At 62.8% G+C, this 17,531-nt stretch carries 8 protein-coding genes; all 8 read left to right on the top strand.

The window, feature by feature from the left end:
- Nucleotides 1-232: 232 nt before the first annotated feature.
- The 8 genes from P8L30_00055 (at nt 233) to P8L30_00090 (ending at nt 17,531) form a co-directional block, all read left to right on the top strand.
- On the top strand, nt 233-2,419 hold the full coding sequence (locus tag P8L30_00055) for a TonB-dependent receptor (protein MDG2238597.1): 2,187 nt from the start codon (nt 233-235) through the stop codon (nt 2,417-2,419).
- Between the two features lie 62 nt (nt 2,420-2,481).
- Nucleotides 2,482-3,234, top strand: coding sequence for a hypothetical protein (locus P8L30_00060; GenBank protein MDG2238598.1), 753 nt, complete (start codon nt 2,482-2,484; stop codon nt 3,232-3,234).
- A gap of 1,007 nt (nt 3,235-4,241) precedes the next feature.
- A complete protein-coding gene (locus P8L30_00065; GenBank protein MDG2238599.1) occupies nt 4,242-7,613 on the top strand; it encodes an amidohydrolase family protein in 3,372 nt (1,123 codons plus the stop codon).
- 686 nt (nt 7,614-8,299) lie between these two features.
- Nucleotides 8,300-8,758 carry a (2Fe-2S)-binding protein gene (locus P8L30_00070; GenBank protein MDG2238600.1) on the top strand — a complete coding sequence of 153 codons (459 nt, stop codon included), beginning with the start codon at nt 8,300-8,302 and terminating at the stop codon, nt 8,756-8,758.
- 2 nt (nt 8,759-8,760) lie between these two features.
- Nucleotides 8,761-11,001 (top strand): molybdopterin-dependent oxidoreductase, encoded by a 2,241-nt coding sequence (locus tag P8L30_00075; GenBank protein ID MDG2238601.1) that lies wholly within the window; start codon nt 8,761-8,763, stop codon nt 10,999-11,001.
- A 59-nt stretch (nt 11,002-11,060) separates the two neighbouring features.
- Nucleotides 11,061-11,432, top strand: a complete 372-nt coding sequence (locus tag P8L30_00080) for a hypothetical protein (GenBank protein ID MDG2238602.1) — start codon at nt 11,061-11,063, stop codon at nt 11,430-11,432.
- A 347-nt stretch (nt 11,433-11,779) separates the two neighbouring features.
- Nucleotides 11,780-15,154: an amidohydrolase family protein gene (locus P8L30_00085; protein MDG2238603.1), complete on the top strand. Its 3,375-nt coding sequence runs from the start codon at nt 11,780-11,782 to the stop codon at nt 15,152-15,154.
- 127 nt (nt 15,155-15,281) lie between these two features.
- Entirely contained in the window at nt 15,282-17,531 is a 2,250-nt protein-coding gene (locus P8L30_00090; protein ID MDG2238604.1) for a multicopper oxidase family protein, read from the top strand.

Below are 17,531 nucleotides of genomic sequence, written 5' to 3' on the forward strand. Positions count from 1 at the left end.
CACCGAGAGCGTGTTATGGCGAAGCTGCGGGTGCGCACTGTCGCCGGCCTGACGCGCCTCGTTGTGGGGTATGGCCTCGGCCAGACGTAGATCTCCCTTTCACGACGCCCGTCGGGATGGACCCGTAGGGGATTCCACCCACTGAAAATGAGGTAATTCTCCGCATTACAGTGGGTGCACTGAATTTCTAGCTTGGAACTGTCAGGTTAGGGCTCCATTCGAGAGATCTTCCATGCATACCACGCTCAGGACTGCCCCGGTTCTCGGGAGCGTCTTCTTTTCGATAGCATCACTCGCGCTCGCGCTTCCCGTGGCGACCGCGGCCCAAGCCACCGATCCCGAGACCGATACCCTGGTTTATCGGGTCGATCCCATCACCGTCACCGGGACGCGTGGTCTGCGGGAGGTATCAAAAACGCCCCTGCCAGTTTCCGTGATCCAGCGTCGTGACCTTATTCAGCAGCAGCCGAATACGGTCAGTGATCTCTTCCGTACGCTTCCGGGCCTCGACGTGGCGGGAGTGGGTGTGAACCAAGGCCGTCCACAGATCCGCGGGCAGCGGGGTCAACGCATTCTTCTGCTGTCCGACGGCATGCGTCTCAACAACTCCCGGAGACAACAAGATTTTGGTGCACTTCCGGCGCTCGTGGATGTGAATGGCGCCGAGCGGGTCGAGGTCATTCGCGGCCCGGCCTCCGTGTTATACGGATCGGATGCGATCGGGGGTGTGGTGAACATCATTTCTCGCCTCCCAATGGTGGACGGGCTGCACGGCACCGCGTCCATGCGGTACGGTGGCGTAGAGAGCCAGAAGGCCGGCTCCTTCCGGACCTACGGTCGATTCGGAGCGATCACGCTCCGAGCCGGCGGCACGTACCGAGAGGCTGAGGCCTACGTGGCTCCGTCTGGCTCCTTCGGCAACATCACGCTCTCCGACGATGTCCTCGTGTCCGGAACAGGCGCTCAGGATCAGAGCTTCGACTTCCGATTGGGTTATGACGCGGGTGGCACCCACTCGATGTTCGGCAATATCGAGCGCTACGAGGCCGAAAATTCCGGCTTCGGCGCGGTGGATCCGGTTCTTTACGACCCGGCAGGCTCGCCTGTCAACATCACCTATCCTTATCAGAACTTCACGAAAGTCTCCGCCGGCTACCGGGCGCAGGAGCTGACGACTCCGTTCGCGGATCAGTTCGAGATCTTGGCCTACAGTCAGCAAAATGACCGGCAGCTGAGCTTCGATATCGGTCCGTTCGGCATCGGCCGGGGGATGGCCATGTCGATCAATACGCTCAACTCGACCGAGATCCGCTCCTACGGCTTCAGAGCGGAGGCCCGAAAGCTCGCGACCCAACGTCTTCTTCTCACGTATGGAGTCGACGTTTGGAGGGACGGGGTCACCGGCACGGATGAAGGTCTCACGACAATGACGGGCTTCGGTCCGACACCAAGGGAGATCGTGGACAACACACCCCAACTGCCGGAAGCGACTTATTTCAGCGCAGGACTCTTCGGTCAGGGTGAGGTCCAGGCCACGGACCGCCTTTCCTTCGTAGCCGGCGCGCGCTGGCAGCACGTCAACGCCAAGACCTTCGCGACTGCCGGTTTGGAGGACCAGGCGCTTCTTGATATCACAGACGGTACTGTGGTTGCCGCATTGAACACTCTGTTCGAAATCTCGGACGCCGTCACCTTGCTCGGCACCGTGGGCCGGGGCTTCCGCTCGCCCAATCTGATTGAGCGCTTCTTTGACGGAGCGACACCAGAAAGCAGTGGTTATCAAGTCAGGAATCCGGAACTCGCGCCGGAGTCCAGCCTGAACTTCGACCTGGGTGTTCGCTTCCGGGAAGGTCGTCTCGCCCTCGAGGCCTTCGGTTTCCGGAACAAGTTGGAGGGTGGAATCCGGATCGAAGCTCTGGGCACTGAGGTCGGCGGATTCCCGGCGTTCCGTAACGTGAATGTCGACGAACTTCTCTTCCGGGGGATCGAGTTCTCGGCGGACTATCAGATCGGCTCGGGCCTCTCCGCCTCAGGCAACCTCACCTGGATGGATGCGGACAACGTTCTCGACGTTGAAAACCCGGTCGGAGAGACCTTCTCCAGCAAGGTCACCGGCAAACTACGCTACGACGCACCGTCAGACCGCTTCTGGTTGTCTGGTGATGTTCGGCACAATGGAGACCAGCTCGAAGTCGACTTTGGAGCCAACAATCCGGTCGGGGATCTGATGCCATCGTTCACCGTATTCAGCGTCCGAGGCGGCATCACGGTCTGGGAATCGGATTCAGGCATGAGTCACCGACTGAACCTGGCCCTGACCAACCTGACGAACGTGCTCTACGCCGAGTTCTCGAACGTGGGCTTCTTCCGGCCAGAGCCGAAGCGCAACCTGACGCTTACTTGGGACGTCTCCTTCTAGGGTGAATAGGGCGGGTGGCCTCCGGGCCATCCGCCCACCCCTCCTTTCCACAAGGCTGAACCATGCCGGGTTTTGTTTCCTACATCCCGATTGCCACCACCGTCATAGCGCTTTTCTTCGCTCCGGTGGTGTTCTTGCGTTGGAGGAGCCGCAAGCCGGCTCCGCACCTCTTCTGGTGGGCGCTCGGTATCGCCATGTTCGGTGTTGGAACGTTGACCGAGTCGCTGACGACACTCTTCGGGTGGAATGAGGTCGTCTTCCGGAGCTGGTATATCTCAGGTGCTCTTCTAGGTGGAGCACCGCTGGCCCAGGGCACGGTTTACCTGATGTTCAAGCGGAAGACCGCCAACCGGATGACCGTTGTGCTGGTGCTCGCGATCCTCGCAGCCTCCACGGCCGTCTTACTGTCTCCCATCAACTATGACGCAGTGGAAGCGTACCGGTTGACCGGCCGTGTCATGGAATGGCGCCAAGCCAGGCTGTTCAGCCCATTTATCAACATCTATGCAGCCATTTTCCTGATCGGCGGGGCCGTGCTGTCAGCCTGGCGCTTTCGTTCGGATTCTACGGCCAGGCATCGCTTCATCGGGAACTGCTACATCGCGATGGGAGCATTGCTGCCGGGGATCGGCGGGACGGCCACCCGATTCGGGCACACCGAGGTGCTCTACGTGATGGAGTTCCTGGGGTTGATCTTGATCTGGATCGGATATCGATACAACGTCCGGCCGGGTTTGAGGGGCGCACCTGTCCCCGACATCGAATCAGGTGCACTGGACTCTGCCGGACTTGAGAGAGAGCCCGCGGCCGTGTAAGGCGCGGAGCCGGGCGGCTTTTACTTCTTCTGGCCCAACTTCAGCCACTTGAACGGGTCTGGCCCTGGAGTCTTGTCCCCAGGTTTCTGTGGCCGGGGACGCTTCGGGCTTTTGGGCGGCCGAGGCCCGCCTGTGTCAGGTACTTTGAATTTACCCATGGGTCTTCTCCTGTTTTGTGACTCTACGCAGTGTGGGGGCGCGAGGGTTCAGAAGTGCCAGGTCACGGACAGGCAGCCGATGCCAGGCACCGCGCCATATTCGGAGACGAGTTCTCCGGACCCGCTGGCCCAGCCCCCAACCCAGCGAACGTGCCGAGACGCAACGAAGCCGACCCGGATGCGGACCAGGAAATGCCTGATGCAACCAGGGTGCTGCGGTCGTCGAGGTTTACCAGGGCCAGCGCATCGACGGAAACGATTGGGTGAATCTGTTATGAAAGCTGAGTCGCCCAGGAAAGCTTACCGAGTGTTTGTAACTCCCCACGCAAGCAAGCACTGGATTCTATCAATCGGGCGTGCCCTTCCATGATCCAATTGGCGATCGACTGCGAGATTGGATGGACATGTCTCGCGGCACCTCCCGCGCCGTGGACCAGGTAGCCCTCGTGCGATGGGGGGTTGCCCCCCCGGCATTGGAAGCCCCGGAGACTTGGCCCCACGCTTTGACAGTCTTTCCCCTTCTTGAGCCTGCCCGGAGACGATGTTGCTGACCCGGTCTTCACCTGAGGGTCACAACCCTTGAGGCCTGAGCTACTTCGACGGATCCCCTGAAAAGATGCTGTCGATGACGCTTCCATGGCGGCGTTTGAAGATCGCCGTAGCGGTGCCCTTCGTTACGAACCCACGCATTTGGGTGTTTTAAGCCGTCAATGAATTGGAGGAGCCGCAAGGCATCTCTCCAAGCGCGGTCGCAACGAACACCCTTTCGCCCCACCCCCACGGTGGGGATACTTCCGGTCCGCCGATCTCAGAAAGCACGGCGGGAAGACCATACCGGGAGATGCGAAGATGGAAATCGTGACGAAAAGAGCCGGGATTCTGCTCCGATGCGCTGCCTTGGCGGCTATCATGGCGCTACTGCCGCTCAGCGCCGCCGCGCAGGAAGAAGCCGACGAGCCGGAGGACCGCAGCAAGCAGGACCTCCCGCTCGAGGGGTGGGATGAAAATCGGTGGATGTCCATCGACTTGACGGAAGGGTCGTGGATCTCCGTCGACGTGAGCCCGGACGGCCAGACCATCGCCTTCGACCTGTTGGGCGATCTCTACACGATCCCCATCGATGGCGGAGACGCGACCCAGATTACGACTGGTATGGCCTTCGATGCGCAGCCGCGCTTCTCGCCCGATGGTTCGCAGATCGTCTTCACTTCCGACCGCGATGGCGGTCAGAACATCTGGATCGCAGCCGCGGATGGCTCGAACCCCACGCAGATCTCCGAGGGAAGCTCCAACCGGGCCGAGTCACCGGAGTGGACCCCGGATGGCGACTACATCGTCGCGTCCATGGGTGGCTTTCGCGGTGGTGGCCCGCCGGTTCCGCAGCTCTTCCACGTGGACGGCGGTTCGGGCATCAAGATCTTCCGGGGCGAGGGGCTGAGGAAGTCACTCGGCTCCGCACTGACCCCGGACGGTCGCTACATCTGGTTCTCCCGTCGTCAAACGACGCGGGATTGGGACTACAACGCCCAGCTCCCTGCCTACCATATCGCGGTTTACGACCGCGAGACCGGCAACACGTTCACACGTGTCTCGCGCTATGGTGGGGCGTTCCGGCCCACGCTTTCTGCTGACGGACTCAATCTGGTTTACGGCACACGACATGAGGACCAGACCGGTCTCATGATCCGGGACCTCGAGACGAGCGAGGAGCGCTGGCTCGCCTACCCGGTCCAACACGACGACCAGGAGTCGCGCGGCACGCTCGACGTTTTGCCTGGTATGTCGTTCACTCCTGACGGTTCCGCGCTGATCGCATCGTACGGCGGGAAACTCTGGAGCATCCCTGTAGCCGGTGGCGACGCCGTGGAGATTCCTTTCCGTGTGCAAACAGAAGTGGAGGTCGGTGCGCTCGTCGACTTCGACTACCCAATCGAGGACACGCCGACCTTCATGGTGCGACAGATCCGTGACGCTGTGCCCTCACCGGCCGGGGAGATGATCGCGTTCAGTTCCCTAGATCGGTTGTGGACCGCGAACATGGACGGTACCGATCCGCGAGAGGTGCTCCACGACGACGTGGGCTTGATCGCACAGTTTCCGGCCTGGTCAGCCGACGGAGAGTGGCTCGCCTTTACCTCGTGGGACGGTGACTCCGGATCGATCTACAAGGTGCAGCCGGATGGCGACGAGCTGACGCGACTGGCCGCCTCTGAAGACCACATCTTCGTCGGGCCAGTTTGGGGTCCTGGCGGTCAGCGCATCGTCGCTTCCAGTGGACCCGCGCGCGACTTCGTCGAGAACTCCGGACCAGGAGCGTCCACCAGCGCGCTCCGCGACCTGGTTTGGGTACCGTCGGACGGCGGGGCTGTGACGACGATCGCACCACTGCTGGGCCGCGGCGATCCACACTTCGTCACGAGCCAGGTGAACCGCATCTACATGTACTCGGGCGGCGACGGACTCATCTCCATCCGCTGGGACGGAACGGACCAGCGTGGATACGTGAAGGTGCGGGGCGAGACACCGCGGGGCTCTACCGAAGGCATGAACGCGAACATGATCCGCATGGCCCCGGTGGGAGACCAAGCGCTCGCCGAGATCAACGGACAGCTGTACACGGTGACGGTTCCAGTCATTGGTGGTGACGTACCGACGATCTCGGTATCGAACCCGGATAACGCACAGTTCCCGTCCCGTAAGCTGACCGACATGGGTGGGGAGTTCCCCGCCTGGAGTGCCGACGGCCGCACCGTCCACTTCTCGCTCGGCAACGCCTTCTTCAGCTATGACCTCGATTCGGCAGACGCCTTCGACGCAGAGCAAGAAGCCGAAGACGAAGAGGAAGCAGACGACGAGGCGAGCGATGAGGACGAAGAAGAGGACGAGGGTTTCGTGCCCGCCGAGGTCCGAGTCGTCATCGAGGCCGAGCGTGACATCCCCGAAGGGACAGTCGTCCTGAGCGGCGCGCGCATCGTTACGATGGACGGCGACGAGGTGATCGAGCGGGGTGACATCGTCATCCGCAACAACCGTATCTCAGCAGTCGGCCCCACCGGGAGCGTCAACGTACCGGGTGGAGCCGAGGTCATCGACGTGTCCGGGAAGACGATCCTACCTGGCTACGTCGACACGCACGCGCATCTGCGGCCGGCGTTTGGCATGCATCGTTCCGACCTGTGGATCTACTTGGCCAACCTGGCCTACGGCGTGACCGCCACGAGGGATCCGCAAACCGGTACGACCGATGTGCTCACCTATTCGGACCTCGTGCGAACCGGCGACATCCTAGGGCCCCGGGTCTATTCGACCGGACCCGGAGTCTTCTGGCAGGAGTCCATCAAGAACCTCGACCACGCTCGCGACCTCATGCGTAAGTACGCCGACTACTACGACACCAACACGATCAAGATGTACGTGGCGGGTAACCGTCAGGAGCGGCAGTGGATCATCGAGGCGGCACGTGAGAATCGTCTGATGCCCACCACGGAAGGCTCGCTGAACCTCAAGCAGAACCTCGCCGAGACAATCGATGGGTATCCGGGACTCGAGCACTCTCTCCCGATCTACCCAGTGTTCGACGACTATGCGCAGCTCTTCGCCACCACCGGCCGTGTATACACACCGACGTTGCTCGTGGCGTACGGTGGACCGTGGTCGGAGAACTACTTCTACACGAACGAAAATCCCCACGACGACGCGAAGCTGCGGCACTTCACACCGCACTCCGTGATTGACGGGGCCACCCGCCGACGCGGTGGTCCGCCGCAGACCGGCACGGCTGGATGGTTCCGCGACGAGGAGTACGTCTTCCCAGACCACGCGCGCTTCGTGACCGACCTGGTCGCGGCGGGCGGTAAGGTGGGAGTGGGCAGCCACGGGCAACTCCAGGGGCTCGGGTACCATTGGGAGCTGTGGGCGATGGCTTCCGGTGGCATTTCGAATCACGACGCGCTGCGTGCAGCGACGATCTTCGGTGCTGAGGCCATCGGACTGGACCAGGACATCGGCAGCATCGAGACGGGGAAGCTCGCCGACTTGGTCATTCTGAACGCGAACCCACTGGACAACATCCGCAACACGAACACCGTGGACCGGGTGATGATGAACGGCCGGCTATTCGACGGCTCCACCCTCAGCGAAGTATGGCCGCGTCAGCGCGACATCGCGCCGCTGTGGTGGTGGGGCAAGGATCCGACCGGCCTGCCGGGCGCGCATAACTAGCACTCGGTACTTCCAAAAAAAGGAGGGGCGGCATCGCGTCAGCGATGCCGCCCCTCCTTATTGTGGATAGGAAATCCAACGGCCCTGATGAGGCGGGAAGGCCGTGCGGAGGGGGTGGGAAATGGGACGCGGATCATGAGGCTGCGGATTTGGTCCGAGAGCAGTCGCGGCTGGATGGCCGAGGGTGTTCAGGCAGCAAGTACGCGGCCCCTCGGTCGTCGAAGTCGGCGGGCAACGACGGGTCGAAGATAAAATCTGGGATAGACCCGGCCTGGGTAGGATCGAAGGCCGGGGTCTGGTCGGGGTGGAAGTCTCCCAAGGAACGCTGTCAGCGACGTCAGAACAGTGGCCGCCTCTTGACCCGTGATTGCCGCCGGGTCTGCGTCGGCGGTGACCGTCAGGGTGCGTCGACCCTCCCAGCGGAGAGTCATTTTGGACGCCCGTGCTCGAAAACGAATGCGAGCGCCTTGAAGACTCCCGTGAGATGGAAGAAAAGGTGATGTCGGACAGTCGAGGGCAAGCGGTAATGTCGGACTGTCACGACCGGGTGAAGGAGGGGCGGCGCGAGACCTCCGAGGTGGAAGGCTGATCGCGATAGTTGCCCTCGTCCCCTAAATTGCCATTCCGCCGAGTCACCCGGACGCCGGCCGTGCAGCCAAGACAGGGTTCATCCCCGAGAGGTTTCAATGCCGCAGTATTCGTTCAGTGTCAACGGTGAAGTGCACAGCTTGGATGTTCCGGAGGACATGCCACTGATGTGGGTACTCCGGGACGTACTGGGCCTGACGGGCACCAAGTTCGCGTGCGGTGGAAATCTGTGCGGCGCATGCACCGTGCATGTGGACGGGTCGCCCGTCCGATCGTGCTCGCGGCGCATGTCGGGTGTCGAAGGACGAGCCGTGACCACGATCGAGGGCTTGTCGCCCGACGGGCTGAACGCCCTCCAGCGCGCTTGGATTGCAGAAAGTGTTCCCCAGTGCGGGTACTGTCAGTCGGGTCAGATCATGACCGCCGCGGCGCTCCTCGCCGAGAATCCCGATCCCACGGACGACGAGATCGACACGGCGATGCTCCGCAACATCTGCCGGTGTGGGACTTATCAGAGAATTCGGAAAGCCATTCACCGCGCGGCGAAGGAGGGATGATCATGTCGGAACAACAGAGCACTTCCGTGACCAACATTTCTCGGCGCACCATGCTCAAGACGCTCGGCCTCGCCGGCGGCTTCGTCGTAGCTGTGACGTTGGTGCCGAAAGGCATGCGCTCTCTCCGAGCGAGGCCGACCCATGACGGACTTTCCCCGTCGATCTACCTCGCGATCGACGAGGATGGAACCGTGCACGCATACATCCACCGGGTTGAAATGGGGCAGGGCACCCGCACTGGTCTGACCCAGATTCTCGCCGACGAGTTGGAGGCGGACTGGGACCGGATCCACGTGGTGCCGACCTACGGCGACGTGAGGTTCGGAAGCCAAAACACCGATGGATCCACGTCGATTCGAAACTTCTACGATGCGTTCCGACAAGCGGGTGCCTCGGCTCGACGCATGTTGGAGGAAGCGGCAGCGACCGAGTGGGGTGTGGACCGCAGCCAGGTCGAGGCTCGGAACCATGAGGTCTACAACGCGGCCACGGGTGAAGCTCTGGATTACCGCGAGCTCGTCGAGGCCGCGGCCTCGATGGACGTTCCGGATCCCGAGTCACTCACCCTGAAGACCCGTGAGGAACACAGGTACATCGGTCATCCCATTCCCAACCTCTACGGGGAGCAGTTCGCGACCGGCTCATCGGTCTTCGCTCAGGACGTGCGCAGAGAAGGCATGGTCTATGCGGTCGCAGCGCGTCCTCCGGTGGTCGGTGGCAAGCTGATCGGGTACGACCGGGAGGCAGCCCTGGCTGTGCCCGGCGTGTCGGACGTGGTCGAATTGCCCGAGATGGAGGAGGGATGGGGATTCCAGCCTCTCGGGGGCGTAGCGGTGATTGCGGACAACACATGGGCCGCGATCCGTGGTCGCGAAGCGTTGAACGCCAGCTTCGAGGGTGGGGTCAACGCCACCTACGACACCGCCGAATACGAGCAGTCACTCTGGGCTTCGATTGATGCAGGTGGCACGGAGACCTACGGTCGCGGAGACGCGGATGCTGCCCTGGAAGCGTCGGACAGACGGATCAGCTCCGATTATTTCGTGCCGCACCAGCACCACATCCCAATGGAGCCGCCCGCCGCCACGGCGGAGTGGGACGGCGACGACCTGAAGATCTGGACCTGCTGCCAGGATCCACAGGCGGTGCAGAACACCGTGGGTCCGTACGTCGACAAAAAGCCGGAAGACATCTATGTCGAAGCGACGCTGCTCGGCGGTGCCTTCGGCCGGAAGTCCAAGCCAGATTTCGCGGTCGAGGCTGCCATCCTGGCGAAGCACGCCGGAAAGCCGGTGAAGATGATCTGGACCCGAGAGGATGACATCCGGCACGGCTTCTACCACGCGATCTCCGCCCAGAGGATCGACGTCGGTCTCGACGCGTCCGGAAGAATCAGTGCATGGGACCACAGAGCGGCGTACCCGTCCTTTATGGAGACGGCTTCACGTCAGCCGACCGACGCTGCCGCCAGCTTCGAGGTCGCGCCGATCATGCAACAACCGTTTGCGATTCCCCACATGCGGATTCGTTCCGGAGACGCGAAAGCACACGTCCGGGTCGGGTGGCTGCGCTCTGTTACGAGCATCCAGCACGGCTTCGCGGTGGGCTCGATGGTGGACGAAATCGCCGAAGCGACCGGGCAGCGTCCTGACCAGGTCTGGTTCGAACTCTTCGGCTCGGTGCTGTCGGGTGCGGAGTTGAGCGATGCCGACCGCCCCGAGCCGCGGCCCCTCGTGGCCGAGCGACTGAGCGCGGTCTTTCGCCGCGTTGTCGAGATGTCCGACTACGGGCGGGCGTTGCCCGACCGGACCGGTATCGGGTTGGCCGCGTGGACCAGCTTCGGGAGCTTCACTGCCGCGGCGTTGGAGGTGACGGTCGGTGAGGGCGGTGAAGTGCGCGTGCCCCGTGCCTGGACCGCGATCGACTGTGGTCTGGCGGTCAGCCCGGACCTCGTCAGGGCACAGATGGAAGGAGCCGTCGTCTTCGGCCTGTCGATCGCGCTGCACGGCGAGCTTACCGTGAAGAACGGAGCAGTGGTTCAGGACAACTTTGACAACTACGAGGTGTGCCGCATTCGAGAGGCACCGGAAGTCGAGGTCGCGCTCTTCGAGAACGAACACCCCCTGGGCGGGGCCGGAGAGCCGGGTGTTCCGCCGGTGGCACCTGCTCTGACCAGTGGAATTTTCGCGGCGGTCGGCAAGAGGATCCGCCGTCTACCTATTGGGGATCAGCTCACGGAGTAGCCGATCAAGCGACGCAGGGTAGGCACTATCACTTCCACTGCACTGGAGGAGCAGCACGCATGTTGAAGCGCCGGACCGTCACCCCCGCGATCGCTCTCCTGATCGGTGCGTGCGGTCCGCCGCCGCCCCCACCCCCGCCTCCGCTCCTCGATCCCACGGGTAGCTACGACTTCACCGTTGTGGCGGAAGGGATAACGGTCAACGGACTCCTCACGATCCGCGGTTCGTCGAAGGGGGACTACGCCGGGAGCATCGATTCTGACCTGGGGTCGGCGATGATGACCCAGATTGAGATCGATGGGCAGCCGATGTCGTTTTACATCGCCGCAGCGGATATGAGCGGTGAGGTCGAGTTCGACAGCACCGGCTTCAACGTTGGAATGAGCGGCGGGATGGGGACTGCGAGCTTTCGCGGCACCAAGAGAGAATGAGGTTGATCTTCTTAATGCTTTAGCGCGACCGGCGCGGGGACTCGTCGCGTGATCTCGACCGCACTTCTCACCCTGGGCTCTATTTTTTGTGGACAGGCACGCTCCTCACGGTGCGAGGGGCGGTTCGACTGAGCGAAGAGTACGGACTCTAGCAGGGCTTCGTGGGGTTGGCTGTGTTGGCGGGTCGGCACCGACCTGCCCGAAGCTCGGTAACGCCCTTCCCGACTCCCGATTGTCTGCGGCTCGTGTGCGCCCTAAGGTGCACCATCCGACGATAGCCGGAAGGGGTCTGTATGGATCCGTTCCGACGCATCTGCCATGCGAAACAGCAACCCACGGAGTGGTCCATGCGATCGCTGACGACGTCACGACGCCCGATTCTCCTTCTCGCCTTCCTCTTCTTCCCGACGGTTCCCGAGTCCGCAGCGGCGCTCGTTACACAGGACGCTCCCGTGGAGGACACCGTCACGAAGGCCACGAAAGGGCTTCCCCTCGAGCCGGGCCGCCGCCTCGACTACACGGCGACCGAGGGAAGTTGGATGTCGGTGGACGTGAGTCCCGATGGATCGACCATCGTCTTCGATCTGCTGGGGGACCTGTACACCATGCCGCTCGCGGGCGGCACCGCGACGCGGATTACATCCGGGATGGCCTACGACGCTCAGCCCCGATTCAGTCCTGACGGAGCGCGGGTCGTTTTCGTCTCGGACCGCACTGGCAAGGAGCAGATCTGGATCGTCTCTACCGACGGATCGGACAGCACCCAGGTCACCCAGGGAGGAAACGACGACTTCGTCTCTCCCGAGTGGACGCCCGACGGAGAGTACATCGTAGCCTCGAAGGGCGGTAGGAATCTGAAGCTCTGGTTGATCCATGCGGACGGAGGATCCGGGGTGGCGATGGTTCCCGAGCCGGAGGCCATGCACATGGCTGGTGCCGCGTTCGGAGCGGACGAGAACAAGGTCTGGTTCGCGCGCCGTCCGGGCCGTCACCAGTACAACGCCGTGTTCCCCAACTACCAACTGGCGGTGTACGATCGAGAGACGGGTGAGTCGACGACGATGACTTCCCGCTACGGGTCGGCCATCCGCCCGACGCTTTCGCCGGATGGGCAGTGGCTCGTGTACGCCACGCGACACGCCGGAGACACGGGGCTTCGCATTCGTCAGTTGGATACAGGCGAGGAGCGGTGGCTGGCGTACCCGGTACAGCGAGATGACATCGAGTCTTCGGCATCGATGGATGCCCTGCCGGGCCTGAGTTTCACTCCGGATTCGCGACACGTGATCGTGTCGTTCGGTGGAAAGATCTGGCGAGTTGCCGCCGACGGGAGTGGTCAGGAGGAGATTCCTTTCTCCGCCGATGTCGGACTGGATCTCGGTCCGGATATCCGCTTTGACTACGAGGTCGAGGACTCACCGACCTTCGTCGCACGTCAGATTCGTGACGCGGTGCCTTCGCCCGACGGAGAGCACTTGGCCTTCACGGCTCTGGGCGACCTCTACGTGATGGAATTCCCGGACGGTGATCCGCGCCGGATCGGCGAGATCGAGGATGCAGGGCAGCTCTTTCCCGTCTGGTCACCGGATGGAGATTGGGTGGCGTACGCCACATGGGACGACGCAGAGGGCGGCCACATCTGGAAGGCGAGGTCCGACGGGAACGGAAATCCGGTACAGCTGTCGCAGCGTGCCGCGATGTACGCGGACCTCACCTGGTCACCGGATGGCGAGCGCATTGTCGCATACCGCGCATCGGCTCGAGACATCCAGGAGAACCGCGGGGGCTTCGGTGGTGCTCTCGGCGCCGAGTTCATCTGGCTTTCGGATGAGGGAGGCGCGGCGACCGTCATCGGGCCGGTGGCCGGCCGTGCCGGCCTCCACTTTACGGAAGATGCCGAGCGGATCTGGGCCACAGCGGGCCAGCGCGGTCTCGTTTCCTTCCGGTGGGACGGCACGGACGAAAAGGCGCACGTGCGGGTGACCGGAGCGGCACAGCCGGGATCGACGAACCGTCCGTCTGCGAGTGCCATCTACCGTGCGCCGCAGGGCGATCAGGCGCTCGCGCAGATCGGCATGCAGTTGTACGTGGTGACGATCCCCATGGTCGGGGGTGAAACACCCGAGATCAGCGTCGGCGATCCGGACAAGGCATCCTTCCCAGCCTCGAAGCTGACCGACATCGGTGGGGAGTTCCCACATTGGTCCGCAGACGGCGGCAATGTCCATTGGAGCCTGGGCAACGCACATTCTGTCTACGACTTGGCTCGAGCCAAGGCTGTCGCGGACTCTCTCGAGGTCCTGGCTGAAGCCGAAGCGGAGGCCGAGGAAGAAGAGGAGCAGGCTGCGGAAGGTGAAGAGGAAGCGGAGAACGAAGAGGAGGACGAGGGTTACAGGGCCGAAGAACATCGCATTGAGGTGACGTACGCTCGGGACATCCCGGACGGTGTCGCTGTCCTGCGTGGCGGCCGAGCGATCACGATGAACGGCTACGAGATCGTCGAAAACGCGGATATCGTCGTCCGAGGCAACCGCATCGAGGCGATAGGGCCAGCCGGCAGCGTCGCGATTCCCGCGGGAGCGGAGGTGGTGGACATCAGCGGCAAGACTGTCGTGCCCGGATTCGTGGATGCGCACTACCACACGCAATGGCTGATGACGCAGATCCACTCCGAGCAGGTGTGGCAGTATCTGCCCAATCTGGCATACGGAGTCACGACCACTCAGGACGTACAGACGGCGCAGACCGACATCCTCACTTACCACGACCTCGTCGAGAGTGGAGACATGATCGGGCCGCGCATCTATCACACCGGCCCCGGGGTGTTCTCGGGCGAGAACGTCCGGAGTCTGGATCACGCGAAAGAGGTCCTGCAGCGATACACAGACTACTACGGACTCAACACCTTCAAGATGTACATGGCCGGAAATCGTCAGCAGCGACAGTGGCTCATCATGGCCGCCCGAGAGCTGAAGCTGAGGCCGACCACGGAGGGTGGACTCGACTTCAAGCTCGAACTGACGCACGCGACGGACGGCTATTCAGGCATCGAGCACTCGCTGACGGTAGCGCCTCTTTTCGACGACGTCGTCCAGCTCTTTAACGCCACACAGACGACGTACACGCCGACGCTGCTCGTGTCGTATGGCGGTCCGTGGGCGGAGAACTACTACTTCACGCGGGAGAGCCCTCTCGACGACGCGAAGATGCTCCGGTTCAACCCGTACGAGGATCTGGAATCGAAGTCGGCCCGTCGGGTCGGCCCGACCGGAGGGTGGTTCCGCGATGAGCAGCACGTATTCAGGAAGCACGCTGTCTTCGTCAACGATCTGGTAGCTGCGGGCGGGCGCGTGGGCGTCGGTGGGCACGGACAGCTGCACGGTGTGGGCTGGCATTGGGAACTGCGCAGCATGCAGTCGGGTGGTATGTCAGAGCATGACGCGCTTCGGGTGGCGACGATCTATGGCGCCGAGGCGATCGGATTCGGCAATGACCTAGGTACCCTCGAAGCCGGGAAGCTCGCGGACATCGTCATCCTAGATGCGGATCCGCTCCAGGATATCCGCAACGCGAGTGCGATCTACTCCGTCATGAAGAATGGTCGGATGTATGATGGCGACACGCTCGACGAGACGTGGCCGCGGCAGCGCGCACTACCGCACTACTACTGGATGGACCAGGCTCCGGTCCGCGTCGGCGCGGGAATGCCCGGAGGCAGGTAGAGCGAGGCTCGACTTCAAGCCGAGGACGCCGCGCGGGAGACGCACCCTCTCCCGCGCGGCATTTTCAGCGTTCCTCATGGATCGACGGCATGTTGCCCACCTTGGGGGGCGGCGCGAATCTCAACGTATGTCGTTGCGATCAAATCCTCTCTCCGCGAGCCCCTGGCTTGCCACGGCACTCCTTGCCGCGGGGCACCTCCACGCTTCCGGGCAGATTCCCGACGTCTCGTCGATCTGTTCTGACCGCCCGCCCGCCACCGGGGAGTCGCTCTTCTCCGCCGACCGAGCAGTGCCAGAGCGCACCGGGTCAGATGCGGCCCGCCCGGCGTCCGACCTCTACTGCATCGACCTCTTCTCGACGACCCGAGGAGGACAAGCTGCCGGAGTCATCGAGCTTCGAAAGCCCTGGTCTCCATTTGGGGTCACGGTCACGGCCGAAGGGAGACATCGGCACGATTTGAAAGCATGGATCGCTCGACTGCCTGACCCCTCGTCCCTCGGGCCCTACACGACCTACGTGGCCTGGGCGACACCCCTCGCGCTCGATCCCGTGGTCAAACTCGGCGAGGTAACGAACGGTCTGAACAACCTCGGTGAAGTGGCGTTCAACAAGTACCTGGTCTGGGTGACTGCGGAAGCGTCCGCCGACGTCGTAGAGCGGAGCGGGCCGCTGATCATCCGAGGGCGCTCCCCGTCGAGCCGCATGGAAGCGCATGACCTCCTTGCCCTGGCACCGTCGGCAGAGATGGGTGTGCCCGAGATGACGGGCCATGCGAGCGACTGGGCGATGCCCCCGATGTATGCCGGCGTCCCGATGCTGCCAGGGGTGATGCAGTCGCTGCCCGTCGTTACGCCATTCCGGCCTGCGGTGGATGTGAACACGCTCCCCGCTGCCCGGCCTCGCGACATCGTGACGCTGCCCGATGGGGGCACGCTGGACCTGACCGCCGGCTTCGTCCGGAAATCGGTGGCCGGTCGGGACCTCGTGATGATGGCATTCAACGAGCAGATCCCGGGGCCGCTGATCGAGGTCAGGGAAGCCTCGACGATCTTCGTGAACTTCACGAACGACACGCCGCTTCCGGCGGCCGTCCACTGGCACGGTCTGCGGCTCGACAATCGCTACGACGGAGTCCCGGGGGTCACTCAGGACCCAGTACAGCCAGGCAAAAGCTTCCGGTACACGATCCACTTTCCCGATCCCGGGATTTACTGGTACCACCCGCACCATCGCGAAGATGTGTCTCAGGAGTTGGGACTCGCGGGCAACATGCTCGTCGAACCGCTGGCCTCGGACTACTACAACGCGGTCGACCACGAAGAGGTCGTCATGTTGGACGACCTCCTGCTCGGCGCTGATGATGTGGTTCCGTTCGGAGAGGAGTCTGCGAACTACATGCTCATGGGACGCTTCGGGAACGTCTTCCTCACGAACGGTGAGCCGGAGTACGGACTCGACGTGGATGCCGGCGACGTCGTCCGATTCCATTTCACGAACGCATCCAACACCCGCACCTTCAACGTCGCGTTCCGCCCCACGGACGACCCCAATGGCGAGCCGCTGCCGATCAAGGTCATCGGATCGGACGTGGGCAGATTCGAGCGCGAGTCGATGTCGGAGAGCGTCACTCTGGCCCCCGCTGAGCGGTATGTCGTCGAGGTACTGTTCCCCGAGGGCGGAGCTTACGCGATGACCAACCGGGTGCAGGGCATCAACCACCGTCAGGGACTCTTCCTGGAGGAGTCGGCCGTGCTGGGCCGGATCGCGGTTTCGGGTGCCACCTCTGAGAGCGCCTCAGGTCACGCTCATGACTTCGAGTCCCTTCGGATCCATGACGCGGTCGTCGAGGATATCGACCGCTATCGCCCGCTCTTCGCCCGACCCGCCGACCACGAGCTCGTCCTTACACTCGAGGTCGACAACCTGCCGATGGCAATCGAACAGTCCATGAACCTCGACTGGATCTACTTCAACCCCGTCGAATGGAGCGGCACGATGCCCGTCATGAACTGGGCAACGAGCGGGGCCGAGGTCCAGTGGCTTCTGCGGGATCCCCGAACCGGAGCGGAGAACGACGCGATCGACTGGGCGTTCAAGGTCGGAGACGTGGTGAAGGTGCGAGTCACCAACGACCGGGCCGCGTTCCACTCTATGCAGCATCCCCTGCACATCCACGGACAGCGCTTTCTTGTTCTCGAACAGAACGGTGTGCCGAACGAGAACATGGTTTGGAAGGACACTGTCCTGTTGCCGACGGGGTCTACAACCGACATCCTCCTCGAGCTGTCCAATCCGGGGCGATGGATGGTGCACTGCCACATCGCCGAGCATCTCGAATCCGGAATGAAATTCGTCTTCGACGTCGAAGGAAACTGA

The sequence above is a fragment of the Longimicrobiales bacterium genome (genome assembly GCA_029245345.1).
GTDB lineage: Bacteria > Gemmatimonadota > Gemmatimonadetes > Longimicrobiales > Gaopeijiaceae > CALFPJ01.